The organism is Kaistella yananensis, assembly GCF_026107505.2.
Taxonomy (GTDB): Bacteria; Bacteroidota; Bacteroidia; order Flavobacteriales; family Weeksellaceae; genus Kaistella; species Kaistella yananensis.
Window position 1 is genome coordinate 786500 of sequence record NZ_JAPCHZ010000001.1, and the last position, 25903, is coordinate 812402.

Below are 25903 nucleotides of genomic sequence, written 5' to 3' on the forward strand. Positions count from 1 at the left end.
AAAATTATCTACAAATTTAGCGATTTCATTCTAAATGAAAGCGGCGGGTTTTACGGGAATAAATCCTGCGGAAATCTTTAATTTTAAGAATTATAGTGTTTGAATTCCACCTGCTGCAGTTTCTTTGTCACCACTTTCTGGTCAAGAAGCGGCGCAGATTCTACCACCACATTATGCGCGGAAACACCCCACGCCTTGAAATCGTCGCTGCCGATGTATTTTACAAAATTGTAAATATTGAGCGTCATTTTTTCCTTTACCGTAAGTAATGTATCATTGATATAGGTATTATCGATGATGATATACTTAAGATCCGGCGGGATATTATAGGCACGCAGCGATGGATGGCTACTTCTGGACGGGATGCTTCCTTCTTCCATCATGTCTGCTAAAACCTGATCGAAATAATCGTTAATACGTCGGTCAATTTTAAATCCGAGCAGAAAATTGATCCGGTAAATGGTTCCAGGCATAATTTCGTCGATGGTATATTTAAAAGTAAACGGATCTTCCTGATTTACAATATTCAGAATAAAATAATGATCGGCTCTTTTCGGCTGTTTCCTAAGAATGGAGTAGATAATTTTAGACTCTATTTCATCATCTTTTTTGGCGCGGCTCAAAAATGCAAGATTGGTGGCGTATTTGGGGATGGTTTCATCCAGTTTCAGGTCTTTAATAATCGGTACATACTGATCCAGTTTCACAAATTTGATAAATTTGGCTTTGATGAGTCTTCCATTGTACCATGCATACATGCAAACGGCGATAAAACCGCCCAAAACGATGGTAAGCCACCCGCCATCAAAGAATTTAATTACGTTAGCATAGAAAAATCCTAATTCTATAAAAAGATACAGTACGAGAAAACCGAAAGCAAAAAACTTATTCACCCTGCTTCTGTTGAGCCAGTAAAAGAGCAGTGTTGTTGTCATTAACATGGTGATGGTGATGGTTAAACCATAGGCAGCTTCCATGAGTTCTGAATGCTGAAAATAAATCACAACGATAAAACAGAGCACCATTAAACCCCAGTTGATTCGTGGAATATACATCTGTCCTTTGATTCCTGAAGGATAATCGATTTGCTGATTAGGCCAGAAAGAGATCGACATGGCTTCTGAAAACATGGTGAAAGATCCTGTGATCACCGATTGACTCGCAATAATTGCTGCAGCTGTTGCCAGAATAACCCCCGGCAGAATTGCCCACACCGGCATTATTCCGAACATTGGGTTGATGCCCTGTGCGACCAAATGATGATTATCGAGAAGCCAGGCGCCCTGTCCGAGATAATTTAAAATGAGCATTATTTTAACGAAGACCCAACTGACCCGGATATTCTGTTTTCCGCAATGTCCCAGATCCGAATACAGTGCTTCTGCGCCTGTTGTACAAAGAAAAACTGCACCCATGATCACAATCGCGCTGGGCGAATGGGTGATTAAATTATAAGCATAGTAAGGACTGAAAGATTTTAAAATTTCAACATGATCAAAGATATGCAGCGAGCCGAAAACACCGAGCGTTAGAAACCAAACCACCATCACCGGCCCGAAAAATTTACCTATGGAGGAGGTTCCGAACTGCTGAATAAAAAATACAATGGCCAAAATAATCAGCGTGATCGCTACTACGGGAGTTTCGGGATTGAAAATCTGCAATCCTTCAACAGCGGACATTACCGTGAGCGATGGGGTGATAACACTGTCTGCAACCAGCGTTGCGCCCCCTACAATCGCTACAAGATAGAGCCATTTTTTCTTGAGTCTTTTTACAAGAGAATAAAGGGAAAGGATTCCACCTTCGCCTTTGTTGTCCGCACGCAGGGCAATGATTACGTATTTTAAAGTGGTTTGAAGCGTGAGTGTCCAGATGATACAGGAAAGCGCGCCTTCAATATATTCATCAAACGGCAGGTTACCACCCTCTTTTCTTGCGTTCACAATCGCCTTCATTACGTATAGAGGGGAAGTTCCTATATCTCCGAAAACAATTCCGAGGGAAACCAGCACCCCCATTGCGGTAAGTTTTTTCGTATCGAAATGATGCCCACCGATTACTACGTCTGACATTTTAATAAATATTTAATGCGCAAATTTAGATTAAAAACCTATTCGGAAATTATTTTTTAACGAATATCTGAAGTACAGCACAAAAAAACTCCCTTTCGGGAGTATAAATTTATGCTTTGATGTACATTGCGTTTTTAATCTCTTCTTTCACTTTCTCAAGTTTCGGGAACCATTCAGCAAACAGGGCTGCAGAATAAGGTGCCGGTGCATCGGGAGTAGTAATTCTTTTGATAGGTGCATCCAGATAATCGAACGCTTTCTGCTGAACCATATAAGTGATTTCTGAGGAAACAGAGCCAAATGGCCAGGCTTCTTCTAAAATAACCAATCGGTTTGTTTTTTTAACTGATGCGATAATGGTATCGAAATCCAGCGGACGAACCGTTCTAAGATCGATTACTTCAACAGAAATCCCTTCTTTTTCCAAATCTTCAGCGGCCTGCATGGCAAGTTTCATAATTTTACCGAAAGAAACCAAAGTCACATCTTTTCCTTCTTTTTTGATATCGGCTTTACCGATTGGGAGGTAATATTCTTCTTCAGGAATTTCCATTTTGTCGCCATACATCTGCTCAGATTCCATGAAGATTACAGGATCGTTATCCTGAATTGCACTTTTCAGCAATCCTTTTGCATCGTAAGGATTAGAAGGAACAATTACTTTAAGTCCCGGTATATTGGCAAACCAGCTTTCAAGCGCCTGCGAGTGTGTTGCACCCAACTGACCCGCTGATGCTGTAGGACCACGGAATACGATTGGGCAATTCCACTGTCCGCCGCTCATCTGGCGAATCTTTGCTGCGTTGTTGATGATCTGGTCGATTCCTACGAGGGAAAAATTGAAAGTCATGTATTCCACAATCGGTCTGTTGCCATTCATTGCAGAACCTACTGCAATCCCTGTAAAACCAAGCTCTGCAATGGGTGTATCAATTACCCGTTTCGGACCGAATTCATCGAGCATGCCTTTCGATGCTTTATAAGCACCGTTGTATTCTGCAACTTCTTCACCCATTAAATAGATTGATTCGTCCTTACGCATTTCTTCGCTCATTGCCTGTGCAATCACTTCACGAAAAGTATATTCCTTCATATTCATTGAAAAATTAGATTACAAAAGTAAAGATTTTTTCCCAAACCTTCAGATGATAAACGACATAAAAAAAGCAATCCTTACGAATTGCTTTTTTAAAATATTGTGAAATTGTTATTTCAGTTTATGCCATGTTTGGTTTCTTCCGATTAAAGAAAAACCGATGTAACCTCTTACGTTCAGTTTATCGCCGCTTCTTGTAATGGTACACTTGTAAGTTTTGCCAGTTTTAGGATCTGTAATGGTTCCGCCGGTAAATTCGTTTCCTTCTTTTTTAAGACCGCGCACCACTTCCATTCCTAAAATAGGTTTGTTTTTTCTGTCATCTTTACAGTCTACACAATTTGCGTTAGCAGGTTTTATTAAGAGCTGGGTTACTTTCCCGTAATATTTTCCGTCGGATTTTTTGAAGATTTCTACGATTGATTTCTCCTGTCCTGTTTCATCATCAATGGTTTTCCATTTGCCTTCGATTTGGGCATAAGAGAGTGTTGCGAAAAACAGTGCAACAAAAGCGAACATTATTTTTTTCATTTTATAAAATATTTAAATTTTTAGTTTGATAAATGTAATTAAAAAAAGTTAAACACCAAATCTTTAATTATTCGGAACATACTATTATAAGTAAAAACAGAAATTATTAAAACTAAACAAATGTTTAATATTAATTGAGTTTACGGTTGATCACCCTGTTCATATAATCCTGATACCAGGCTTTTGCTTTCAGTTCGCCCAACTTAATTTCCTGTGTATTTATTTTTCCCAGAAGATTGTTTTCATAACCCAAATCATTAAGCTTATAAATTCCTGTAAAGTTTTTACCATCGAAAAGGTAGATGAAATCTCCAATAATGAACTGCTCCACTCCACTCGAGTTAACAATCAAGTGATCTTCTTTTTTATCAGAAACCAAGCTTCTGCCCCAACTTCTTATTTTCTTATTATAGCCCATTAAATCGGCTAAAGTCGGGTAAATATCCATCTGCTGGGTGGGCGTTGAGATTTCGCCTTTCAGGTCATATTTCGGGTTTGGTGAGTAAAACAGAATCGGAACGGCAAAACGGTTCATCGCTTTTTCATATTCAGGATATGCAATCTGGTTGGTATGATCGGCCACCATCACAAAAATCGTATTCTGATACCAGGGCATTTTTTTGGCGGTTTCGAAAAACTGTTTCAGCGCATAATCGGTGTAACCTACAGGTTCATGAATTTCAAGCGGACCTTTTTTGAATTTTCCGGCGTATTTTTCCGGAACCTTGAAAGGGTGATGAGATGATACCGAAAACATCGTCGCCATAAAAGGTGATTTCTTTATATTTAGTGTCTTCGCGAAATACTGGAAAAACGGTTCGTCCCATATTCCCCATATCCCATCGAAATCTGCATCATTATTATATTCAGTTTTGCCGTAATAGTGTTTGAAACCTAAAATATTCCCAAATCCCATAAAGCCCATCGACCCATTCGGTGCGCCGTGAAAAAAAGAAGTATCGTAACCCATATCATTCGCTACCGAAACGACAGACTGAATTTTCTGGTTAGAATAAGGCGAACTTGTAAAAGCGTCCTTCAACGTTGGGATTCCGGCTAAAATTGAACTCATTCCATGGATAGACTGCCTTCCGTTGGCGAAAGCATTGGTCGCAATTAAACTCTGCGTAGCAAGACTGTCGAAAAACGGCGTATAAGAAACAAAATCTTTAATCTTAGTATTCTTATTAAACGCGCCGGAATATTCTTTACTGAAACTTTCGAGAATAAAAATCACAACATTGGGTTTCGGCTCAACACCTTCTCTTTTGTAGAGTTTGTATGGCTTTATATTCTGTTCGATAAACTTTTCATCAACAAAATGCACTTCCTGAAAATTATTGGTATTCATGGTTCTGAAAAAGGAGAACACACTGTTCAGCACCACATTGGCCTGAAGCGGATTTTTCACATGCCGGTTCGCATCCACGAGATTAATCGGCCGCGTAGAATGTTTAAAATCGCCACGGATTCCGCCAACCACGAGCGCTGCTACTACACATAAACTTATCACCGATGAAACGAAATACACCCATTTCTTCATAGGTTTGCGTTCAGTAACTTTCACTTTTTTATAAAGGAAAATCCACAAAATCATTAACAGGATAAACCATAGAATCACAAACGGATGCTCAACCACAGAAACCAAAAACACCTTGGCAATATTCTTTTCATGTTGAGCAACGTGCATGGCGGCCATTGTAAGCCTTGCCTGCGAGAATTTGTAGTACACAAAATCCCCGAAATTCATTCCATACGCAATTCCGTTGGTGATGAAATAAAGCCAGAACAGAAATTTCTGGTAATATTTTTTGGTATTAATGACCAAAGGCAGCAAACTCAGCAGAATAAAAAGCGAATTCACATAAAAAATTGCTGTGGTATCAAACGCGGTTCCGTGATAAGCGATAGTGAAATAATCTGAAACCGAATCGATGCGGATTAAATTTTTATTAAAGAACCAAAACAATAACCTTGCAACCTGATAAAAAACAAAAGCCAGAAAAATCCTGTAAAAAAGCACGCCGATTTCCTGCAATCTTAATTCCTTCATTCTAATTTTAAAAAACAATGCTGCAAATTTACATTAAATTCATATTTCGTTAGGATTAAGTTTATTTGGCTTGCCGGCGGCAAAATTTTAATAAAAACCTTACTTTTGCTCTTATGAATTTTATCAAAAACAATTTGGCAAATGCATTTACGCTGGCGAATTTATTCTCAGGCAGTATTGGCGTCATCCATTTGCTGGCGGGCAATTACCAGATTACTGCCCTCTGCATCATTATTTCTCTGGTTCTGGATTTCTTCGACGGATTTATTGCCCGCGCCCTGAAATCGAACTCCAATCTCGGCGCACAACTCGATTCGCTTGCCGATATGGTGAGTTTTGGCCTGCTTCCCGGACTTGTCATCTATAAAGCTTTAGAGCCTTTCGGAAACCAGTTTTTGGGAACCGATTTACCGTTTGAAATAAAATATCTTGCCCTTTTTATCACTTTATTTTCCTGTTTAAGACTGGCAATTTTTAATCTTGATGACGAACAGACGTATTATTTTAAAGGTTTAAACACACCATCAAACACGATTCTGATTTTCGGATTATACTTTGCTTTTTTAGAGTCCGGAAATTTTTCATTTCTGTTCGAAAATTCACTCCTTCTGATTCTTTTCACGGTGGTTTCTTCATGGCTTCTTGTTTCGCCCATTAAAATGATCGCGATGAAGTTCAAATCCATGAAACTGGAAGATAATTACCCAAAAATTGCTCTGTTAATCGGCTCGGTTCTGATTCTTATCATTTTTAAAACAGTCGGAATTCCTTTGGTCATCCTCTATTATATGTTGATTTCGCTGGTTTTTCAGAAACAACTCCGTTAAACTCAGAAGAACGAAATCTTCTGCCTACCTTATCTTACTTAAAATAATACCATGAATTTAAAACTTTATAAACCGCTTTGTGTCTTCGATCTTGAAACGACGGGAACCAACGTTGCAAAAGACCGCATTGTTGAAATCAGTATCCTGAAAGTAAATCCCGACGCTTCCCGCGAAAGCAGAACCTGGCTTGTAAATCCGGAAATGTATATCCCGAAAGAATCTACAGCGGTACACGGAATCAGCGATGAGGACGTGAAAAACGCTCCGAAGTTCAGTGAAATTGCATCGAAAGTAATGGAAATGATTTCCGGAACCGATTTAGGCGGCTTCAACTCGAACCGTTTTGATGTTCCGCTTCTGGCAGAAGAACTTTTAAGAGCGGGAATCGATTTCGATTTGAATAAATTCAAACTTGTTGATGCACAGACCATTTTCCACAAAATGGAACCCCGGAATCTAACGGCGGCTTACAAATTCTACTGCAAAAAAGACCTCGAAAACGCGCATTCTGCGGAAGCTGATGTGTTGGCGACATTTGAAGTTCTCGACGCACAGGTGGGTCATTATGAAGATTTACCGAATGAAATCGCGGCATTAAGTGAATTTTCATCACACCATAAATTTGCAGATTTGGCAGGTTTTATCGCGTTCGATGAAGACGGAAAAGAGGTTTTCAGTTTCGGGAAATACAAAGGACAAAGGGTTAAAGATGTATTCCAAAAAGATCTGGGCTATTACGGCTGGATTCAGAATGCGGATTTCCCTCTGTATACGAAGAAAGTCCTGACGGGAATTCAGCTTCGTTCTAAATTCTAAACATGATTAGAGACTTTAAATTCATCAATAAAAATTAAAGCGAATGAAAATCATCTGCATCGGCCGCAATTATGCCGAACACGCCAAAGAACTCGGAAATGAAATCCCTGAAAATCCTGTAATCTTCATGAAGCCCGACACGGCAATCCTGAAGAAAGGTTCGGATTTTTATATTCCCGAATTTTCTGATGACGTGCATTATGAACTGGAAGTCGTGCTGAAAATCTCGAAAGGCGGAAAATACATCCAGGAAGAAAAAGCCTCGAATTATTTCGAAGAAATAGGATTGGGAATTGATTTCACGGCGCGGGATTTACAAAGCCAGCTGAAAGCAAAAGGACTTCCCTGGGAACTTGCCAAAGGTTTCGACGGGAGCGCTGTAGTTTCAGAATTTTATAAAAAGAGCAGTTTCGATATGAAGAACCTGAATTTTTCTTTACTTAAAAACAAAGATAAGGTTCAGGACGGCAAAACTTCAATGATGATTTTCTCGCCGGAAAAAATCATCGCTTTTGTATCGCAGTATTTCACTTTAAAAACTGGAGATCTTATCTTTACTGGAACGCCGCAGGGAGTTGGAAAAGTAGCAGAAAACGATATTCTACAGGCTTTCCTTGAAAATGAAAAAGTGCTGGATCTCAGAATTCAGTAAATTACTTGACCGTTTGCAGAAACTTTTGTAACTTTAAGGAACAAAAATTAAGATCATGATTAACATCGTATTACCTGTAGATTTTTCAGACGCAACCGACAGACTTATTGATGGTGCAGTAAAATTCGCTAAAGAAACAAAAGGAAAAATCTGTCTTATTCATGTAGCGCCGGCGGATATTGGTTTCGCTATAGGCGACATGGGCTTCCAGTATTTCCCTGAGGTGGAGCAAAATGAAATTAAAGATGAGTTGCTGCGGCTGAATGTAATTGAACAGCGCATTATCGCACAGGATGTGGATTGCGAACATCTTTTGAAACAAGGTGTGGCCGGAGATATTATTCTGGAATATGCCAAATCAAAAAACGCTGATTACATTGTGATGGGTTCGCACGGAAGAAGCGGAATTTATGACGTATTTGTGGGCAGTTTAACCAAGGAACTTACAAGACGCTCGACAATTCCAGTGCTTGTAATTCCGATGCATTAATAATTGAAAGTAACGAAATTATAAATCCCGAAATTATAAAATTTCGGGATTTTATTATGAAGATAAGTATCAATTATTTTAGTCTTTTTTGTGGATCTTCGGATCGTAATAAGGATGATGACCTTCAGTAGGTGAAAAATATTCTTTGTCTTTGTCGCCACCTAAAGTTACCATCAATACATAACACCAATAGGTGAATAAAGCTGATGCAACCAGAAACAGAATCCAGTTCAAGACATTACCTGCTGCATCAAACAAACCGAAAGACCACTTGAATACATCACTTAAGAAGAGAAAGAAAGACGTCATTATTTTCCTTTTTTAAATTAACTTTGCACAAAATTAATAAAAATGTTTCGATTACTTTCAAAAGAAAGCAATATTTTTTCAATACCAGTTTACATCGGTGTACTACTTTTAATTGTAATCGGCTTCAACTTTCTCGACCTCAATACTTTAGATTTTTTTTCCGCGGTAATTACATTTGCAGGCGTAGCCATGGGCTATTTCTGTTTTAACACGATTGCCCTGAATTACCAGACGCATTTGCCCTTATTTTTATATACCGCATTTATTTTTGCACTATATCCCGGTGATCTCGATATAGGAATCGCGGTTTCTCTTTTTACCAATTCTATCATCCTGATTCTGCTGACAAATGTGGACATGAGCGTCCGCAAAAATTCTTATCCCCTCGTAGGGGCAATATTGGCACTGAATTTCATTTTTCTGCCGACCACCTGGCCGATGTCGATCTTTCTGATTTTGCATATTATAGGAACTTCAGACCGTATTGGTTTGCATATTTTCAGGCTTTTTTATGGCATTTTTCTGGTGGGAATCTCCTATCTTGGGATTGCCTATTTTCTGGGAATGAATTCCTGGAATCCGGCTTATTTTCCGTTCGGAGATTTCAAACCTTCCGAAAATATCGAAGGTTTGCTGTGGCTGCTTCCTGTAGTTTTGATGTTGCTTCATGCGGTGATGGATCATTTCAGGAACTTTAACAAGAAAAGCCCGACAAGCAAATTCAAATATACATTTCTGCTGATTTTTTCGCTGTCGCAGTTGATTACAATTGTGCTGTATATGGGGAAACATTACGAGTACCTGCTCTTGCTTGCTTTTCCGGCATCCATTATTTTAAGCAGAATGCTGAAATTTTTACCCAAATACTGGATGCAGGAAACCGGATTGTGGCTGATTATTTTCAGTCTCATCCTTTTCAAACTCCAGGGTTACTATAATTTTAATATTTAATTACGATGATTCAAATTGACGATAAATTAATTTCTGAAGATATTTTATCTGAAGAATTTGTGTGTAATCTAAGCAGATGCAAAGGCGCATGCTGTGTTGCAGGCGATGTAGGCGCTCCTCTGGAGAAATACGAAACCGAGATTCTCGACAGGATTTTTCCGCAGGTTAAACCATATTTAAGGCCTGAAGGAATAAAAGCGCTGGAAGAACAGGGAACATGGACCATTGATCCGAACGACGGCGATTATGTAACACCGATGGTAAACGGCGAAGAGTGCGCGTATGTAATTTTTGATGATAAAGGCGTTACCAAATGCGGTATCGAAAAAGCTTATGAAGACGGAGCAGTCGACTGGCAGAAACCCATTTCATGTCACCTCTACCCGATACGTGTGACCGAATATTCTACATTTACCGCGCTGAACTATCATGAATGGGAAATCTGCAATCCTGCCTGCGAACTGGGAAAAGAACTGAAAGTTCCGGTGTATAAATTCCTGAAGACACCACTGATCAGAAAATACGGCGAAGAATTTTACGACACGCTTTGCGATGCGGCCGAAGAGTGGAACCGCGAGTTCAATTCATAGAAAAATTATATCTTTAAATAAAAAATGTCGGAGCATTTTGAACTTTTAGATGTTTATAAAGCCATTATTTCGATCGTTGCCGGGCTGATTCTGGGTTTCGAAAGGGAAATGAAAGACAAATCCGCGGGGTTGAAAACCATAACCGTCATTTGTCTGGGTTCTACCCTTTTCTCGATTATTTCCTATAAACTTGCCGGCGATGGCGACCCCACCAGAATCGCGTCGTATATTGTGAGCGGAATTGGCTTTCTGGGTGCCGGCGTCATATTCAAAGAAGGTTTCACTGTGTACGGACTTACCACCGCGGGAATTATCTGGATGGCTGCAGCAGTGGGAATGGCTATTGGTTTCGGAGAAATATATATTGCCTTTACCTTTCTTATTTCGGCGATCCTCATTATTTATACCGCGAAATATCTTACAAAACATTTTCTGCCTCTTCATCACCACAAAATTCTAAAGATGCGTATGAGCACGCATAATTTTCTCGCTCACAAAATAACAATCTTAGGCGATCTGAAAGCAATGACCAGCGAACTGAACGAAATAGCAATCGAGAAAGATTTCGATCATATCTTACTGACCCTGGAGATTCATATTTCTGAAAAACAGTTGTATCAAATGGAGAACTTCCTTACTTCCAATAAAAATCTGGATTATTTCAGTTACTAAAAAATTGAATCAAAAAATCCGTTCTGTATCTACAGAACGGATTTTTTTTTGCTACATGTTTTTTCAACTTAAAATATTTATTTAATTTAATTCTAATATGTCGTTAAGAATAAATTTCCTAAATTTTCCTGATTAAAACTTGAAATTTCCTGACCGTTTTTAAATACTTTCTGAATCTGTTCGTATTCCGAATTATATGAAACCAGCAGGTAAACATCATTATCAATGACTTTGATACTCTGAACCTGTCTGCCAAAAGGAATTTCTGTCATGACATTATTTTTCCAGTACGCAAGCTTTCCGGCATTATTGTAACCGGCTACATAAACATCATCATTTACAACATCCATACACATGATCCCCTCACAGTCCGCAAACTCGTGAATTTCATTATTTTTCCAATAAAATCCCATTCTTTTATCAGTAAAAAATTTCAGACCCCCACCGCCAATATATACATTGCCATTTTCGACATCAATGCTTGTTATATCAGAAAAATTAAATGTTGTGGGTTTGGGAAGTTGATATAATGTTCCATTCTTCCAGTAAACAGGTTTATAATCGTTTTCGTAAATAGAACTGGCAATGTAAACATCATCATTATCAATTTTCATTTTAGAAATACGGGGATCAGAATACCTTCCATTCCACGTAGAACCGGGCAATATTACTTTACTTCCATTTTTCCAGTAACATTTATAGTAGGAGTACGGAATATATCTCGTAACCGATCCTACCACGTAAACATCATTTCCGTTTACAGCTATATCTTCTGCGCTACTAAGTTCAGTAGAATTCAGTGGTTCTAAAGTTTTTAATATACCATTTTTCCAGTACGATGCAATTCTACGATAATCATCAACATTTCCTTTTGTGATGAATCCAGATGAATAAACATTGTTCTCTGCTACGAAAATATTACCTCCAAAATTTTGAAAACCCGATAAAACTTCCAAACTGGTAGAATTACCATTCTTCCAAAATTTTGATTTTGCAGAAATATATAAATCTGTAACACCCGAAAGTGTCTTAACATTAATAATTTCTGATGTGCCTGAAACATTTCCCGCAGCGTCTCTAGAGGTTACAGAGACGCTATGTAAACTGGCAGAATTTAATTCCCGAATATCAATATTGGTTTCTTTAGAAGTATATAATTGATCGTTCACAGAAATAAGATATTCTGACACTCCGACATTATCAGTGGAAGCAGACCAATTTAAACTGAAAGAATTTTTGGTAATTTTACTAACCGAAATGTTTTGGGGTGTCGTAGGTTTTTGTATATCCAATGTTGATGTTTCAGTTTCTCCTCTACAAGAAACCAATAAAAATAGAATGATAAAAACTGTAACAAAACTTTTAAAGTAAATTTTTAGCATATAATTAAGAATATTTGTAGTGTAAATATATATTTATTAATCTTAACAAAAAAATCCGTCTCATTGCTGAGACGGATTTTATATTTATTAAAGTGAAATTACTTTTTCAGTTCTTCTAAAAACTCATCGTGAGAGATTTTAGTGGCTTTTTTAGTTGCTTTCTCCAGGATTACATCTTTCAGTTTTGCCATTCCAACTTCTGCGGAAATCTGACGAACCTGCTCTTGGTCTTTCAGCATTTCAACTGCATATTTCTGAATTTCTTCATCTGATAAATGGTGGATTCCGTAGATTGCCAACTGGTTTTTCACCAACTGCTCAGCCTGAGAAAGGATATCAGCATACTCCAGTTTAATCTCGTTATCGTTCATCAGTTTACCTTCAAGAATCTGGTATTTCAACTGATTTCTTTCCGCTTCAAGAACTTCTTTTGCATGCTCTTCAGACTTGATGTTTTCGTTGCTGAATATTAAGAATTTAACCAAGAAATTCTCAGGAAGTTTTACTTCTTCTTTTTCGTTGATCTGCTCCAGAACTTTGTTCACGAAATGTACATCTGCATTTTGCTGGAAATATTCATCCAACTCACTTTTCACTTTTGCTTTAAGCTCCTCTTCAGATTTAATGTTTCCTTCACCATATACTTTATCGAATAAATCCTGATCAAGTTTTGCCAAATCCAAACCATAGAAATCTTTAACTTTCACCTCTAACTGATCGTGGTGAAGGTGCTCTACTTCCGCTTTGCTGAAACCTAATTCTGTAGCCAAAGTTTCGTTGTTCTGTAAATCTTCTTTAGAAACTTTTACGGTTTCATCCATTTTCAAAGCTTTAACAAGGTTGAAAGCTTCTTTTTTCTCAGCATTGATTACAACAGATTTTGGAGCGTGGTTATGCTCTCCTTCTGCATTTTCTTCAACAACCTGGCTAATTTCCAGCGCTACGTGAGAATCATCAGCAATTGCATCCTGTGGAACCTGAGTTGCGAAACGCTTCTGCATGTTTTCGATGCTTTGCCCGATTTCTTTATCAGAAGCTTCTACCTGATAGTGTGGCGCTTCATATTTACTTAAGTCGATGGTGAAATCTGGCTCGTAACCAACTTCAAAAGCAACAGAAAGCTGCTCTGCATTAAGGTTAAGGTCATCTACCGGCTGTGGTACAGGCTGGCCAACCAATCTAAGTTTGTTCTCGTTTACATAGTTATTCAGTGCATCAGAAACCTGCTTGTTGATTTCTTCAAAAGCGATACCAGCTTCATACTGCTTTCTTACCATGCTCAATGGCACTTTTCCTTTTCTGAATCCAGGAACCTGTGCGTTTTTAGCATAATTGATCAGTTGTTTTTCAACTTTATCTTTGTAATCCGACTTATCTATCGTAACTGTAAGTAACGCGCTTACTTCATCGTGGTTTGTCGCTGTAACGTTCATTGTTATGTTTTGAAAATTTAGGTTGCAAAAATAGGAATTATTTTTTAGATTTTAACATTCATATAATACTAAAGAACGTTAAAAATCAATTACTCATGCCAAAAACAGCAACCGCATCTGTTTCACCGCCTTCCGCTGTTCCGAATGCAGAGCCGGATTGCTCTTCGCTTACCGAAACTGCATCGTGAATTAACTGGAGTTCGAGTTTGGGATTTGGCCCGTTTAAAGTTTTAATAACATTCCATTTTGTAAGAAGTCCGAGTTTATTTCCGTCGGTTCTTGTGGAGGACTCGTCGTCTTCCCGTGTTAACTCAATCTGCGAACCCTGAAAATCGAAAATCAGGAAATGCTCATCTTTTGCTGATATAATGCTTTCGGTTTCATCTTCGTTACCGTTTTTGAAAATGGCTTCAACAGTATAGGTTTTTCCGTCTTCCAACTTTATGACAGGATTTGTTGCAGCATTTACCGTATAATTATAGGTTTTTACGATTCCTGTAACATCATCCTTAACGTTTAGAATGATATTCGAAATATCTTCCTGCGAAAGTACATCTTCATCTTCATCGGCTCTGCTGCAGGCGATGGAAACCAAAGAAAAGAAAACGATGAGTAAATATTTTATATTTTTTAATGTTTGCATGCTGTAATTTTTAGAAGTTGTATTTTACATTGAAAATGATGTTTCTGCCCATTTCATAAGAGAAAAAACGCATCCTGTTCAGGTAATCCCTGTAGTTTTTATCGAAAAGATTGGTCACAATCAAGCCGGCAGAAAACTGCTTATTTAACTTTAGGCCTGTCTGTATGCTCCACAAAGCATAAGCTGGCGGCGGTGTAGATAAATCGAGGGTCTTCTCTACTTCTTCCCCATTTTCATATACGTTTATGGTAGGATTGAAAAGCGGATATTTCTTTTGCTGAAGGAAGGTTTGGTTTTCGATTTTGAAATAGAAGTTTTTCCATTCCGGTTTAGAAAACTCAATACTGTTCGCAAAATTCGGCGGCAGCATGAGGATCAAAGGCTGATCATTTGTCTCATCCGTACCTTTTACATAAGCAAAACGGCCTCTATAAGTAAACTCGTTATTGATTTTCAGCTGTGCATCGAAATCAAGCCCGAACATCGTAGCGTCAATCTGCTCATAACTCCAAACCGGAAAAACGCCGCGGATGGTGTTCTGAATTCCCGTCGGAATTTGGTTGATAAAGTTTTTGGTAAGAAACAAATAAGGATTCACTGAAAGCTGCAGACCTCCCAAAACATTAAATTTAGAATCGATGTTAAGATTGAACTGGTTGCCTTCTTCATTTTTCAGGCGCATGTTCCCAAGTTCCAGAACCGCGGCAGAATGATGGAGTCCGTCCGCAAAAAGTTCAGCAATATTGGGTGTTCTTGCTACTTTCGCGTAGTTGAATTTGAGACTGAAATTTTCTGAGGGATTTAAATCTATACCCGCGTTAAAAGACAGATTTCTGTACGTTAAAACCGACTTTGTAAAAACCCTGTTTCCATCGGTTTTTACATAAAATTCTTCGAAATCTCCAGCGTAAAGGTTATTCCAGTCATTTTCATCGTACCATTTTTTTACCTTATACTTTGTGTGGTCATAACGCAAACCGCCTTCAACATTCAGTTTTGGATTAATTCTGTATTTGAGGACAGAATACATTCCACCCGAATATTTCGTGTAATTGGGAACGAGCCTTCTCGCCATAGTTTCTGGTGTGGAATAATTATACTGGTAGGTTAAATCGATTCCAGTTTCCAGATTCCAGTTTTTTCTTTCAATTAAGTTGGTGATATTCAGATTATTGGTGAAAAGTTCCAGGTCGAGCGACGGAATTTCTGAAAGTTCGCCTCTTCTTAAATCATACTCTTTGCGGTGATTGTACTGAAAACTGTAATCGACAGAAAATTTCCCCAAATCTTTAAATCTTTTGTAAGCTGAAATTTTAGCCAAATGATGCTGGATCTGCTGTTTCGGATTGTCGATCGAATAAGAAAAATCCCTCGTGTAAATGGGCAGGTCAGAATTTAATACCGTATAAAAATCCTCGAGATTTCCAATATGAGAACCTCGGAAAATTCCGATTTCCTGATCCGTCAAACTGTAATCCAAAGAAATTCCCTGCAGAAAACTGTTGTTCTGTATCGTAAATCCAAAAGAACTGAAATTCATCCCTGTATTTATCAGAAGATTATCCGGAGTCTCCAGGTCGCCAAGCTTTTTGAAACCTCCGTTGGTCTTCACGCCCCAGCCGTTTTCCCATGTTTTCACTAGATTAAGATCGACACCCATTCCGCGTCCGTTTGAAATCCCCGAAAGATTTACAGAACCTTTCAGCGTATCTGTTTTTTTGAAGTTTTCAGGAATAAGTAACACCACACCGCCGATAGCGTCGCTTCCGTACTTCAAGGCAGATGCGCCCTTTATCACATCAATATGCTCAAAATGTGTGATGTCAACATTCGGTGCATGTTCCACGCCCCACTCCTGTTCGGCCATCTTTACACCGTTATTAATGACCGCGATTCTGCTTCCATAAAGTCCATGAATAATAGGTTTCGCAATATTATTACCGGTTTTTAGCGCGCTGACTCCCGAAATTCCCGATAAAACATTCCCCAGATTTTCGGTGGAATTTCTTTCGATTTCTTTTTTATCTACTGTCCTGATAATTAAAGGAGTCGACTTTTTATGCGCGGCGTGAATGGTAACCGTTTCGATATCTGATATATGATGTTCAAGATTAAGGGTGATTTCTAGATTATTATTTACAGTGATCTGATCAGTATAGGCCTCACAATCGGGATGGGTTGCGGTAATGGCATACTTCCCTTTTTTCACGGAACTGAAACTGAAAAAACCATTATGGTCCGAAGTTTCGGTATAATTTCCGATTTTGATAACGGCGTTTTTGAGCGGAACTTTATCATGAAAATCGATAATTTTGCCCTTAATTTTAAATGTTTGCTGTGCGCTGATGAGCGTTAATCCGAAAAAGATCAACAGGATATTGAAAGTAAATTTCATTTAAATGTAAATTTCAAATTAATTAAATACGAAAAATTTAAAGATTTAATCAAAAACCTTTAACAATACATTTCACTGGAAATGTGTAATTTAAATGAAATTTGAAGGCGGACCCCGAAGTTGGAACGAGAAGAATTCAAGTTTAGAAAACCGCTGTGCATAGGCGAAAATTTCTTTCTGAAAATCATCGGGCTGCACAAATTTGAACTGAAAATCCTCCGGAAAGAGAGAATGACCGTCGTGAAGCAGATGACAGGACAAGCAGTCGGTAAATTCCTGTGACAAATGACCTGGCGAATAAGTTTTTTCAGACTTCTTGAAATTAAAATCTTTAAAAACCTCCCCACTGCCGTGATTGTGAAAATTCTGCGAGAACAAAGCCACGAAAAGATAAACCGCTGTAAAAATTACGGCTGCCAATCGCTGATATGTTTTATTTCTCAACATTGCGCAAAATTAATCAATATTTGCAGATTAAAAAATTAAACATGAGGTTTACCGCCCATTTGGGTGATGATATTAATTTTAAATGATATTCCAAAGCTGTTAAATGTTAGGCCAATATTTGAGAGAGATTTTGTAAATTTGTGCTGAAATTTTTATATATGGAAGAAAGTGCAGTAAAAAAGATAGCGGTTTTCACCTCAGGTGGTGATGCCCCAGGGATGAACGCCGCATTGAGAGCGGTAGTACGAACTGCAAGTCATTTTAAAATAGAATGTTATGGTGTAAGAGAAGGCTACAATGGTCTTATTAATGATGATTTTACCAAAATGGGACCACGGTCGGTGAAAAACATCATCGGAGCCGGAGGGACCATTCTGAGATCTGCAAGATCGTTGGAATTCAAAACCAAAGAAGGGCGGAAAAAAGCTTACGATAACTTGGTAAAACGCGGAATCGACGGTTTAGTATGCATCGGCGGTGACGGTACTTTTACCGGAGCAAAAATTTTCAACGAAGAATTCGGAGTCAAGGTTATCGGTATTCCGGGAACCATCGACAACGATATTTTCGGAACGGACAATACCATTGGCTACGATACCGCTCTGAATACCGCGATGGAAGCCATCGACAAAATCCGGGATACAGCAACCTCCCACAACCGGGTATTTTTTGTAGAAGTAATGGGACGCGACGCGGGATTTATTGCTTTGAACAGCGGGATTGCTACCGGAGCAGTTGATATTCTGATTCCTGAACGAAAAGACAGCATCGATGATCTTTTCGAAACATTTGAAAAAGCAGAAAAAGCCGGAAAAACTTCAAGTATTGTAGTCGTTGCCGAAGGTGAAAAACTGGGCAGCATCTACGATCTGGCAAAAGCTACAAAAGCAGGATTCCCGGATTATGATATCCGTGTAGCAATTCTGGGGCATATCCAGAGAGGTGGCTCACCAAGCTGTGCCGACCGGGTTTTAGCAAGCCGCTTGGGATATGGCGCGGTAATAGGTTTAATGGCAGGAAAAACCAACAAGATGGCAGGAATGCAGTCCAATAACCTGGTGTATACCCCTTTTGAAGAAGCCATTAAAAAACATAACGAGATTGATCAAAATTTACTGAAGCTTTCAGAAATACTGGCGATTTAGAGGGAAAACCTTTCTTTAAAATAATAAACGTTAAATAAATTTATAAACAAAGTATTATGTCAACAATCAAAGTAGGAATCAACGGATTCGGCAGAATTGGGCGTCTTGTGTTCCGAGCAATGACCGAAAGAGAAAACATCGAAGTTGTAGGAATCAACGACCTTATCAATGCAGAATACATGGCTTATATGCTGAAGTATGATTCTGTACACGGCGAGTTTAAAGGGACTGTTTCTGTAGAAGGAAACGACCTTATCGTAAACGGTAAAAAAATTAGAGTTACCGCCGAGAAAGACCCTAACAACCTGAAATGGAACGAAGTAGGTGCAGAATATATCGTAGAATCTACAGGATTGTTCCTTTCTAAGGAATCTGCGCAGGCTCACATCAATGCAGGTGCAAAAAAAGTGATCCTTTCTGCTCCTTCAAAAGATGAGACACCGATGTTTGTGATGGGAGTAAATCACAAGGAATTGACAGACGATATCAAAATTTTCTCTAACGCTTCATGTACCACCAACTGTCTGGCTCCATTGGCAAAAGTAATTCACGATAATTTCGGAATTGTAGAAGGCTTAATGACAACCGTTCACGCAACTACAGCTACTCAGAAAACCGTTGACGGACCGTCAATGAAAGACTGGAGAGGAGGCCGTTCTGCTTTGAACAATATTATTCCTTCTTCTACAGGTGCTGCAAAAGCAGTAGGAAAAGTAATTCCTTCACTAAATGGTAAACTTACAGGAATGTCTTTCAGAGTTCCTACCGCCGACGTTTCTGTTGTGGATTTAACAGTAAGATTAGAAAAACCAACTTCTTACGAAGAAATCTGTGCAGCAATGAAAGCCGCTTCTGAAGGCGAACTGAAAGGAATTTTAGGTTACACTGAAGACGCAGTGGTTTCTCAGGACTTTGTGGGCGAAAAAAGAACTTCAGTATTCGATAAAGATGCCGGGATTATGCTTTCACCAACTTTCGTGAAATTAGTTTCATGGTACGATAACGAGATGGGATATTCTAATAAATTGACTGATTTGTTGGTACACTCCGCTTCATTATAATCGGCTTTTTAACTATATGATAAGAACCTCCTAAATTTTTTGGAGGTTTTTTTTTGAGTTGGCGCGAGCGAAGCGAGCGACAAAACGGCCGCATTGCCATTGCGACGAGTGAAGCGCAGCGAAACTACAAAGCAATCTCATTAATTCATTAATCTGGCAATCCCCTCTCCAACGCTAAAGCAGCAACTCGGGTCGCTACGTCCACTACAATCTTTTTTTTGCGCGGCGGCTTCGCCGCCGCGCAAAAAAAAAAAGGATTTTCGTTACCATCGCTATCGCGGATTCTCGGCTTAAAACTTGCAGCGTTTTAAAAATGAAAAATTCCATAAAAATTTCTTTAATATTCGTTGGATTACTTCTACAGTTTTTCCTAGGAAATTTTATCGTGAAAGAATTCGTATTTGGTGATTCAAAAGCAACTTTTTTAGAAATTATCTTATATCAACTTGTCGTTTTACCTCCATTTTTGCTTGCAGTAATTTTACTACTTGAAAGCAAAAATTTCGGAAGAACAGTTTTCTACTCAATAATATTTTATGGCTTTGCAGCCACCATCATTCATCTTTTCCATAGAGTTCCTAATTCAATAGAATATCCATCAGGAAATATAAGTTTGGGAAGTCATGGTTTTTATGTTACTGGTGGCGGTGTAGATGCATTTAGTATTATCCCGCATTTTGTTCTGACTTTAGTAATTTTATGGCTGTTAAAAAATTCTCCAAAAAATGCAGATTGAGCCAAAATTTAAAGATTCCGAACATTTCAAAACCTTTTGGGCAAAAGGCAATGGAAAACAACTGCTCAATTGGTCAGGCTGGAAACCGACTTTCAAAAATTTTGAAAATTTCGCGCATCTTTATTATCAAGTCGATGAATTGGGCGACAATGCAGTGAATGACACTTATCTCAAACTCCCCTACAATGAAGCTTCAGCCTTAGTTCAGCAGTTTTCAAAAAACAAAATTTCGGAAAATGATGATGCTCCAGAAAGGTTAAAAAGATTTTTTCTCCAGATGCAGGAGGTCCCAAACTGGTTTGATGAAGATTTAGCCAACAACGGTGCAAGACTCTGCATGAGAAGCGGAACCAACGCACTGATTATTCTTCGGGATTTTGTCCTCATGGGCGGCTATGATTATGCTTATCTCAACAAACCCTTAATCTTTACGGGAGCACTTAAAAAAGGCGCCGTAAAACGTCTGAAAGATACGCTCGAATTCTGGATTCATGTGACCCGGGAAGATGCTCTGAAAGTCAATTCTGAAGCCTACCAGCTCATTATAAGAACAAGACTCATGCATTCTTACGCAAGACTGAAAATTAAAGAAAAAGGAAAAAACTGGGATTACGAAATTTGGGGCGAACCGATCAACTTCTGGGATATGCTTGCAACTTACACCGGTTTTAGTCTTGTGCTGATGCAGGGACTGAAAAAGCTCAGCGTTAAAATTTCTGAAGAAGAGGAAGCAGGTGTTTTTCATCTCTGGAAATATATTGGTTATCTTCTCGGGATTCCCACGGAATTTCTTCCGGAAAACAGGCAGCAGGCCGTGGAACAGCTCTATTTATGGAGCACCCTTCAGGATCAAGGAGACGAAGGTTCTGTACAGCTTGCTCAGGCACTTCTGGCAGAAAACCTGGAAAGCACGATTTACAAATATCCTTTTCAGCGCAAACTTCTGCTGAATCTTCACCAGAGCATGAACTGGTTTCTGCTCGACAGGGAAATTAACGAAAGGCTGCAGATTCCTAAGGTGGCGGTGACTGCGGTTTTTCCTAAATTCATCATTAAAGCCAATCAGATTGCACAGCAGATTTATAATCTTGACGATCCCAGGAAATACAGAAAACTGGTTGAAATTGGCCATAAAGACCAGATGAAAGTTCTGGAAGACTATATCAAACACACTCCAAAAGATTTTCAGTATTAAAAAAAACGGTCCGCAAATCTGCAGACCGTTTCTCTCTTTTATTTTAAAACGATTATTTCACCATCATTTTGGTAACAGCAACTCCTTTGTCGGATTTCAGCTGAATTAAATACATTCCTGATTTCAGTCCGTTGATGGAAATAGCTTCATCACCGTTATCTTTCGTTACTTTCATTGTTTTTACCAAAGCGCCGGTTAAGTCATAAATGGCCACTGTTCCGTTTTTCGCGTTGGTATATCTCAGATTTGCGGTTCCGTTCGTCACCGGATTCTGAGTCAGGGTTAAAGAAACTTCACTTTTAACAGATCCGGCTTCATCCGTTGCCAAAGCAGAGGCATTCCCGAAAATCCTGAAACCTCCCGGCTCAATTGTAATCGGTGCCGTGGTGCTTGAAACAGAAACTGAAGTATTGTCCATTAAATTCACCCAACTTCCGGTATAAGGAAAATCCGGAACGACGTTTTGCGGCGTTAAAGTAAAGTTGGCAAGGATCACCACATTTTTTAGCGCACTGGCTGCAGCGTTATTCCAGATATAAATCCGCGGCATAAGATTACCGGATTCTACCGTGAAAGTTTTTGTATTGAAAACTTCGTTGGCAAGTCTGAGTTCCAAAATTTTCGCCCAGGTATCGTAAACCGATTTTCTCGCAGCATCAGTATCATAACCTAATCCGAATGCTGTAGGTTTCGGGCTTAGTTTACAGTCGCCGGGAATCGCATCGGATTCAGTGTTTACGGTAACGCCGTCTTCACAGGTATAGATGCTTTTATCAAAACCTAATTCAGCGAACTGCCAGATCATCTTCGGTCCCGGAACAGTTAAAAACACGGCACCATAAGCTTTCTGTCTTTCCAGCGCATTGTTAAGGTCTCTGGTGCTGTAACCCGCTGTAGAAGCACCGAAATTGATGTTTTTGTACATGATTCTTTCTTCATCATGACTTTCCCCATAACTCATCGCTCTTCTCTCGGAGAAACCGTGGGCTTCAAAATCTACCCTGCTGAAATTGCTGCTTGCGGCAAATCCCATGGTATTCTGATTATAAGCGTTCGTATGTTTATCCCACATCATCACTCCTTTACCCTCTGCTGTACGGTAATTTGCCCATTGCGCTTCTTCAGAATCCGTTCCTAAATGTTCAAAAATAATATAGGAAGTAGGATCATAGCTCCACTGTTTGTCAGCATATCCTCTTAAAATATTCACCCTGTCCTGTTGGTAAGCGTTGGTGCACGCATCATCACCTGCAGTACAGTTTTGCGTAAATCCTTTCGTTAAATCCCAACGGAATCCGTCAACTTTGTATTCTTTAATCCAATGTTCAATAACACGGTCTACATAATATTTGGTTTCAGCTTTTGAGTGGTTAAAGTCATTAAATACGCTGTAAGAATGTTTTGCTACCTGGTTGAAATAAGGATTATCCGCAGCAGGATCACCAAAACCGTCGCCATCAGGATCTACCATCCACATTCTTTCGATAGGGCTTCGTCCGGTCGCATGATTCAATGCAATATCAAGAATAACTGCGATACCATTCTGGTGGCATAGATCGATAAATTCTTTAAATTTTTCCGGAGTTCCGTACGCTTTGTCAAGGGCATAATGGAAACCGGTATTATAACCCCAGGAATTGTTCCCGTCGAATTCCATCACCGGCATCAGTTCCACTGCGTTAATTTTCAAGGATTTTAAATATGGAATTTTATCAATCAGAGACTGCCATGTTTTCTGAGTAGTGAAATCCCTTACCAGAAGTTCATATACAATTAAATTCTCTTTTGCAGGTTTATTGAAATTGTTTACGACCCACGGATAAGCCGGTTTTGCAGTCTGAATTACAGAAACTTCAAAACTCTGTCCGGCAGGATAAGCTGGTAAATCAGGATAAACCATCGCGTTCTGATTGATATACGGATCATCGTAAGGCGACAGCACCAAAGGTGAATAAGGATCCGCAACCTTAATTCCGTCGGCAGTTCTGTACTGGAACGTATAAATCTGCTGCGGTGTAAGACCGGTAATTTCAATCCAGTAAAGATTAGGATTGGTCGTATCTCTTTTCAAGAGATAATTCGCACTAACCGTCCAGTTATTGAAACTTCCGATGACGTGGACATAAGCTTTGCCGGGAGCATAAAGCGCAAGACCAACTTTGGTTGGGTCTGCAGGATCATAACTGATTCCCTGTTTCATATACGCGGGAATTGGTGCCGTTTGAACCGGAAGCGCCAGCGAAACTGTAAAAGTTTTCACAACAGAACTCGCGTCAGCTGGATTGGTAGCGGTAACTTCCATCGTTGCATCCTGGGTAACAGTGTACGGAAAATTCAGTGTGGTAGATGGCGCAGCGCTGGTATAAACCACAGCACCATTAGCTTTTACCTGATAATTCGCAGCCAGAGAAGAAGTTCCGGTGATATTAATCACGGTACCGGAATTTACAACATTGGTACTTCCCGGTTGCGGATTGGTAAGGTTAAACTGAAACTTTCCTACATTCAGCACGATATCCTGGGACTGAACCGAACCATCTACCGTTTTTACCAGAAAACCGATTTTTGAAAGTGGATTGGTACGGTTTCCATAAAAAGATTTCACGGTATTCATCGTGAAAGTATAAGTTCCTGTTGTTCCCGAACTCGAAACATACGTGAGTTTATTGGCAGGATTAGAGGCCGACCAGGTTCCGTTCGTCGGCGCATCAGCATTTACATTGTTCGAATCGTAAGACCACGCCCATAAGTAAAGCGCATGCGAAGTTCCTACGCCGAAATTGGCTTCATTTACAGTAAAAGTTACGGTAATCGCATCGGTTTCATCAAAAGTTGCCGGATTTACCGAATACGAAACAACTTGCTGTGCGACAGCAAAATACGGTAAAAGTAGGGCTAAAATGAGGGTGTAAAAATATTTCATTGAATAAAATTTAAGAATGTAAAAATAGTGAAAGTTATGACAAAACAAGCATTTAAACATTAATATTTCAAAGCCGTTTAATACTGCTTTTCATCACCTAAATAAGTACGTACGCTGCTGCACTTACTGGCTGCCGTTCATCTTTCTGTAATCGATCAGATTCTTGGTTTCAGCGATTTTTGCAGGATTCTCCAGAACAAAATTTTTACCAGCCAACAGTTCGGTAAGCAACGTGCGCATCTGTTCGGCAGCGACCTCGGGAAGATGAGATTTTTTCGCAGCTTCAATCACCTGCTGTTTGCCGTTTTGCTGAACTTTTGCGAGATCATCTTTGCTGAAAAGATTAAAGAACTGCTCTTCAATATTGTAATATTTGTAATCGGTTTCGGTCGAAATAATCTCTGGTGCAGGAAAATCAACAAGTTTCACGGTACGGTTCTGTTCATCGATCTGCCATTTGAATTTCTCGAAATCGTAACCCACCAGAACTTTAGCCTGAATAATGACCAGCGCTTTCTTTTTCGACGGTATAAAGTTAAAAATCTTCGAACTTTCTTCGTAATTGTAAATTTCATTGAAATGTCCCTCCGCAGAAACGATTTTGAAAACCTTGCGCATGCTTTCGGCAACCGTATGCGAACTTTCTTTTACTAAAGCGGGATCGGCAGTTAATTTTTTAGAAGCCAGAAAAGCGATCACTCCGCCAAGAATCAATCCGAGAACCAACATCAGCAAAGTCATCACTGAATTTACCGATTCGGCCTGCGTTAACTGATAAAGAAAAAAACCTAGAAAAATCAGCAGTAAAATCCCGACTGACCAAAGTATAATTCTGAATTTATTTGAAACCATGCTGTGCGTTTTATTGTAAAGTTAGTAAATACATACTTTTAAACATCAAAAGCAGTGCTACATTTGCCTGGGAAAGTTTATTTTTTTCCGGAGATAGGAGGTGGCAAAATCAGTTCCTCCAGTTTCCCCTTCACTTCGAGTTTTTTGTAATAGTAATTACGCGCCATCATTTTAAGCATCAAATCTTTATCCACGAGATTCCAGAATTGTTCTTCGTGAACTTTTTTGGGTTTACGGATTTCATGAAAAGTGGTTTTCCAACTGTCAGGATTGTGGTCAAATTCGATGATTCCGCAGTGTTCAGGAATCAAATCTGCATCAATCATTCCCATGGGCAAAAGGAAACTGAAGTGGTTGCAGATATAATCTCCACACGAAATTTTGTCGTGTTTCAGGAATTTTTCATTTGTCTTAGCATTCTTGTAATGTTTTTTGAAATCATTTTTGAAATCGGCTTTCGAGAATTTAATTTCAAACTCATGACTGAAACCTTCGGAACTTACGACCATAATATCAGCTTCCCAATTGGAATGAAAATGATTGGTCAACACCAAATCTTTCTCGAAATCATAAAATTGGGAAATGAAATTATAGGTAAGCTCTTCTATTTTAATCATCAAATTAAAGAA

24 protein-coding genes are annotated in these 25903 nt (G+C 39.1%); 11 read left to right on the forward strand and 13 right to left on the reverse strand.

Annotated elements, in window-relative coordinates:
* Positions 1 to 83: 83 nt before the first annotated feature.
* The 4 genes from OK344_RS03565 to OK344_RS03580 all read right to left on the reverse strand — a co-directional run bounded on the left by OK344_RS03565 (position 84) and on the right by OK344_RS03580 (position 5755).
* A complete protein-coding gene (locus OK344_RS03565) occupies positions 84 to 2075 on the reverse strand; it encodes a KUP/HAK/KT family potassium transporter (protein WP_265143476.1) in 1992 nt (663 codons plus the stop codon).
* A 109-nt stretch (positions 2076 to 2184) separates the two neighbouring features.
* A complete protein-coding gene (locus OK344_RS03570; RefSeq protein WP_265143477.1) occupies positions 2185 to 3168 on the reverse strand; it encodes a pyruvate dehydrogenase complex E1 component subunit beta in 984 nt (327 codons plus the stop codon).
* A 114-nt stretch (positions 3169 to 3282) separates the two neighbouring features.
* Positions 3283 to 3702 carry a DUF2147 domain-containing protein gene (locus OK344_RS03575; protein WP_088469985.1) on the reverse strand — a complete coding sequence of 140 codons (420 nt, stop codon included), beginning with the start codon at positions 3700 to 3702 and terminating at the stop codon, positions 3283 to 3285.
* A gap of 130 nt (positions 3703 to 3832) precedes the next feature.
* Positions 3833 to 5755, reverse strand: coding sequence for an LTA synthase family protein (locus OK344_RS03580; RefSeq protein ID WP_265143478.1), 1923 nt, complete (start codon positions 5753 to 5755; stop codon positions 3833 to 3835).
* Positions 5756 to 5868: 113 nt separating this feature from the next.
* On the opposite strand from OK344_RS03580, the gene OK344_RS03585 reads away from it, so the two are divergent.
* The 4 genes from OK344_RS03585 to OK344_RS03600 are packed head-to-tail and all read left to right on the forward strand — an operon-like array spanning position 5869 to position 8540.
* Complete coding sequence (locus OK344_RS03585) at positions 5869 to 6582, forward strand: CDP-alcohol phosphatidyltransferase family protein (protein WP_265143479.1); 714 nt, start codon at positions 5869 to 5871, stop codon at positions 6580 to 6582.
* A 51-nt stretch (positions 6583 to 6633) separates the two neighbouring features.
* Positions 6634 to 7398 carry a 3'-5' exonuclease gene (locus tag OK344_RS03590; RefSeq protein ID WP_265143481.1) on the forward strand — a complete coding sequence of 255 codons (765 nt, stop codon included), beginning with the start codon at positions 6634 to 6636 and terminating at the stop codon, positions 7396 to 7398.
* A 43-nt stretch (positions 7399 to 7441) separates the two neighbouring features.
* Positions 7442 to 8050 carry a fumarylacetoacetate hydrolase family protein gene (locus OK344_RS03595; RefSeq protein WP_265143483.1) on the forward strand — a complete coding sequence of 203 codons (609 nt, stop codon included), beginning with the start codon at positions 7442 to 7444 and terminating at the stop codon, positions 8048 to 8050.
* Positions 8051 to 8105: 55 nt separating this feature from the next.
* Positions 8106 to 8540, forward strand: coding sequence for a universal stress protein (locus OK344_RS03600; RefSeq protein ID WP_265143484.1), 435 nt, complete (start codon positions 8106 to 8108; stop codon positions 8538 to 8540).
* A gap of 78 nt (positions 8541 to 8618) precedes the next feature.
* On the opposite strand, the gene OK344_RS03605 is transcribed toward OK344_RS03600, so the two are convergent.
* A complete protein-coding gene (locus tag OK344_RS03605) occupies positions 8619 to 8849 on the reverse strand; it encodes a hypothetical protein (RefSeq protein ID WP_265143485.1) in 231 nt (76 codons plus the stop codon).
* 42 nt (positions 8850 to 8891) lie between these two features.
* On the opposite strand from OK344_RS03605, the gene OK344_RS03610 reads away from it, so the two are divergent.
* From OK344_RS03610 to OK344_RS03620, 3 genes are read left to right on the forward strand one after another with little or no spacing between them, the layout of a single operon-like run.
* Positions 8892 to 9800 (forward strand): DUF6427 family protein, encoded by a 909-nt coding sequence (locus tag OK344_RS03610; protein ID WP_265143486.1) that lies wholly within the window; start codon positions 8892 to 8894, stop codon positions 9798 to 9800.
* 5 nt (positions 9801 to 9805) lie between these two features.
* A complete protein-coding gene (locus OK344_RS03615) occupies positions 9806 to 10390 on the forward strand; it encodes a DUF3109 family protein (RefSeq protein WP_265143487.1) in 585 nt (194 codons plus the stop codon).
* Positions 10391 to 10414: 24 nt separating this feature from the next.
* Positions 10415 to 11062, forward strand: a complete 648-nt coding sequence (locus tag OK344_RS03620; protein ID WP_265143489.1) for an MgtC/SapB family protein — start codon at positions 10415 to 10417, stop codon at positions 11060 to 11062.
* A gap of 92 nt (positions 11063 to 11154) precedes the next feature.
* Here the strand turns inward: OK344_RS03620 and OK344_RS03625 are convergent, their stop codons facing one another.
* From OK344_RS03625 to OK344_RS03645, 5 genes are all read right to left on the reverse strand, one after another.
* On the reverse strand, positions 11155 to 12354 hold the full coding sequence (locus OK344_RS03625) for a fibronectin type III domain-containing protein (RefSeq protein WP_265143490.1): 1200 nt from the start codon (positions 12352 to 12354) through the stop codon (positions 11155 to 11157).
* Positions 12355 to 12542: 188 nt separating this feature from the next.
* Positions 12543 to 13877, reverse strand: coding sequence for a trigger factor (locus OK344_RS03630; protein ID WP_265143491.1), 1335 nt, complete (start codon positions 13875 to 13877; stop codon positions 12543 to 12545).
* A gap of 85 nt (positions 13878 to 13962) precedes the next feature.
* Positions 13963 to 14520: a hypothetical protein gene (locus tag OK344_RS03635; protein WP_265143492.1), complete on the reverse strand. Its 558-nt coding sequence runs from the start codon at positions 14518 to 14520 to the stop codon at positions 13963 to 13965.
* A 10-nt stretch (positions 14521 to 14530) separates the two neighbouring features.
* Complete coding sequence (locus tag OK344_RS03640; protein ID WP_265143493.1) at positions 14531 to 16915, reverse strand: TonB-dependent receptor; 2385 nt, start codon at positions 16913 to 16915, stop codon at positions 14531 to 14533.
* 90 nt (positions 16916 to 17005) lie between these two features.
* A complete protein-coding gene (locus OK344_RS03645) occupies positions 17006 to 17362 on the reverse strand; it encodes a hypothetical protein (protein ID WP_265143494.1) in 357 nt (118 codons plus the stop codon).
* Positions 17363 to 17520: 158 nt separating this feature from the next.
* Between OK344_RS03645 and pfkA the strand changes: the two genes are divergently transcribed.
* The 4 genes from pfkA (at position 17521) to OK344_RS03665 (ending at position 21499) form a co-directional block, all read left to right on the forward strand.
* Positions 17521 to 18507 carry a 6-phosphofructokinase gene (gene pfkA / locus OK344_RS03650; protein ID WP_088469971.1) on the forward strand — a complete coding sequence of 329 codons (987 nt, stop codon included), beginning with the start codon at positions 17521 to 17523 and terminating at the stop codon, positions 18505 to 18507.
* A 56-nt stretch (positions 18508 to 18563) separates the two neighbouring features.
* Positions 18564 to 19568 carry a type I glyceraldehyde-3-phosphate dehydrogenase gene (gene gap / locus OK344_RS03655; RefSeq protein WP_265143495.1) on the forward strand — a complete coding sequence of 335 codons (1005 nt, stop codon included), beginning with the start codon at positions 18564 to 18566 and terminating at the stop codon, positions 19566 to 19568.
* 313 nt (positions 19569 to 19881) lie between these two features.
* The gene (locus OK344_RS03660; RefSeq protein ID WP_265143496.1) at positions 19882 to 20304 is read left to right on the forward strand and encodes a hypothetical protein; all 423 of its coding nucleotides are present in this window, start codon (positions 19882 to 19884) and stop codon (positions 20302 to 20304) included.
* The gene (locus OK344_RS03665; RefSeq protein WP_265143497.1) at positions 20294 to 21499 is read left to right on the forward strand and encodes an oxygenase MpaB family protein; all 1206 of its coding nucleotides are present in this window, start codon (positions 20294 to 20296) and stop codon (positions 21497 to 21499) included. Before OK344_RS03660 ends, OK344_RS03665 begins: the two co-directional genes overlap by 11 nt.
* Positions 21500 to 21551: 52 nt before the next feature.
* Here OK344_RS03665 and OK344_RS03670 read toward each other — a convergent pair whose 3' ends face one another.
* From OK344_RS03670 to OK344_RS03680, 3 genes are all read right to left on the reverse strand, one after another.
* Positions 21552 to 24422: an alpha-amylase family glycosyl hydrolase gene (locus OK344_RS03670; RefSeq protein WP_265143498.1), complete on the reverse strand. Its 2871-nt coding sequence runs from the start codon at positions 24420 to 24422 to the stop codon at positions 21552 to 21554.
* Between the two features lie 123 nt (positions 24423 to 24545).
* The gene (locus OK344_RS03675; RefSeq protein ID WP_265143499.1) at positions 24546 to 25274 is read right to left on the reverse strand and encodes a DUF4230 domain-containing protein; all 729 of its coding nucleotides are present in this window, start codon (positions 25272 to 25274) and stop codon (positions 24546 to 24548) included.
* Positions 25275 to 25351: 77 nt separating this feature from the next.
* Complete coding sequence (locus tag OK344_RS03680; protein ID WP_265143500.1) at positions 25352 to 25891, reverse strand: hypothetical protein; 540 nt, start codon at positions 25889 to 25891, stop codon at positions 25352 to 25354.
* Between the last annotated feature and the right edge of the window lie 12 nt (positions 25892 to 25903).

What these genes read in the sequence shown, in the direction of transcription:
- OK344_RS03565 (WP_265143476.1), bottom strand. Translation starts at nt 2,075, where the DNA reads ATGTCAGACGTAGTAATCGGTGGGCATCATTTCGATACGAAAAAACTT.
- OK344_RS03570 (WP_265143477.1), bottom strand. Translation starts at nt 3,168, where the DNA reads ATGAAGGAATATACTTTTCGTGAAGTGATTGCACAGGCAATGAGCGAA.
- OK344_RS03575 (WP_088469985.1), bottom strand. Translation starts at nt 3,702, where the DNA reads ATGAAAAAAATAATGTTCGCTTTTGTTGCACTGTTTTTCGCAACACTC.
- OK344_RS03580 (WP_265143478.1), bottom strand. Translation starts at nt 5,755, where the DNA reads ATGAAGGAATTAAGATTGCAGGAAATCGGCGTGCTTTTTTACAGGATT.
- OK344_RS03585 (WP_265143479.1), top strand. Translation starts at nt 5,869, where the DNA reads ATGAATTTTATCAAAAACAATTTGGCAAATGCATTTACGCTGGCGAAT.
- OK344_RS03590 (WP_265143481.1), top strand. Translation starts at nt 6,634, where the DNA reads ATGAATTTAAAACTTTATAAACCGCTTTGTGTCTTCGATCTTGAAACG.
- OK344_RS03595 (WP_265143483.1), top strand. Translation starts at nt 7,442, where the DNA reads ATGAAAATCATCTGCATCGGCCGCAATTATGCCGAACACGCCAAAGAA.
- OK344_RS03600 (WP_265143484.1), top strand. Translation starts at nt 8,106, where the DNA reads ATGATTAACATCGTATTACCTGTAGATTTTTCAGACGCAACCGACAGA.
- OK344_RS03605 (WP_265143485.1), bottom strand. Translation starts at nt 8,849, where the DNA reads ATGACGTCTTTCTTTCTCTTCTTAAGTGATGTATTCAAGTGGTCTTTC.
- OK344_RS03610 (WP_265143486.1), top strand. Translation starts at nt 8,892, where the DNA reads ATGTTTCGATTACTTTCAAAAGAAAGCAATATTTTTTCAATACCAGTT.
- OK344_RS03615 (WP_265143487.1), top strand. Translation starts at nt 9,806, where the DNA reads ATGATTCAAATTGACGATAAATTAATTTCTGAAGATATTTTATCTGAA.
- OK344_RS03620 (WP_265143489.1), top strand. Translation starts at nt 10,415, where the DNA reads ATGTCGGAGCATTTTGAACTTTTAGATGTTTATAAAGCCATTATTTCG.
- OK344_RS03630 (WP_265143491.1), bottom strand. Translation starts at nt 13,877, where the DNA reads ATGAACGTTACAGCGACAAACCACGATGAAGTAAGCGCGTTACTTACA.
- OK344_RS03635 (WP_265143492.1), bottom strand. Translation starts at nt 14,520, where the DNA reads ATGCAAACATTAAAAAATATAAAATATTTACTCATCGTTTTCTTTTCT.
- OK344_RS03640 (WP_265143493.1), bottom strand. Translation starts at nt 16,915, where the DNA reads ATGAAATTTACTTTCAATATCCTGTTGATCTTTTTCGGATTAACGCTC.
- OK344_RS03645 (WP_265143494.1), bottom strand. Translation starts at nt 17,362, where the DNA reads ATGTTGAGAAATAAAACATATCAGCGATTGGCAGCCGTAATTTTTACA.
- pfkA (WP_088469971.1), top strand. Translation starts at nt 17,521, where the DNA reads ATGGAAGAAAGTGCAGTAAAAAAGATAGCGGTTTTCACCTCAGGTGGT.
- gap (WP_265143495.1), top strand. Translation starts at nt 18,564, where the DNA reads ATGTCAACAATCAAAGTAGGAATCAACGGATTCGGCAGAATTGGGCGT.
- OK344_RS03660 (WP_265143496.1), top strand. Translation starts at nt 19,882, where the DNA reads ATGAAAAATTCCATAAAAATTTCTTTAATATTCGTTGGATTACTTCTA.
- OK344_RS03665 (WP_265143497.1), top strand. Translation starts at nt 20,294, where the DNA reads ATGCAGATTGAGCCAAAATTTAAAGATTCCGAACATTTCAAAACCTTT.
- OK344_RS03670 (WP_265143498.1), bottom strand. Translation starts at nt 24,422, where the DNA reads ATGAAATATTTTTACACCCTCATTTTAGCCCTACTTTTACCGTATTTT.
- OK344_RS03675 (WP_265143499.1), bottom strand. Translation starts at nt 25,274, where the DNA reads ATGGTTTCAAATAAATTCAGAATTATACTTTGGTCAGTCGGGATTTTA.
- OK344_RS03680 (WP_265143500.1), bottom strand. Translation starts at nt 25,891, where the DNA reads ATGATTAAAATAGAAGAGCTTACCTATAATTTCATTTCCCAATTTTAT.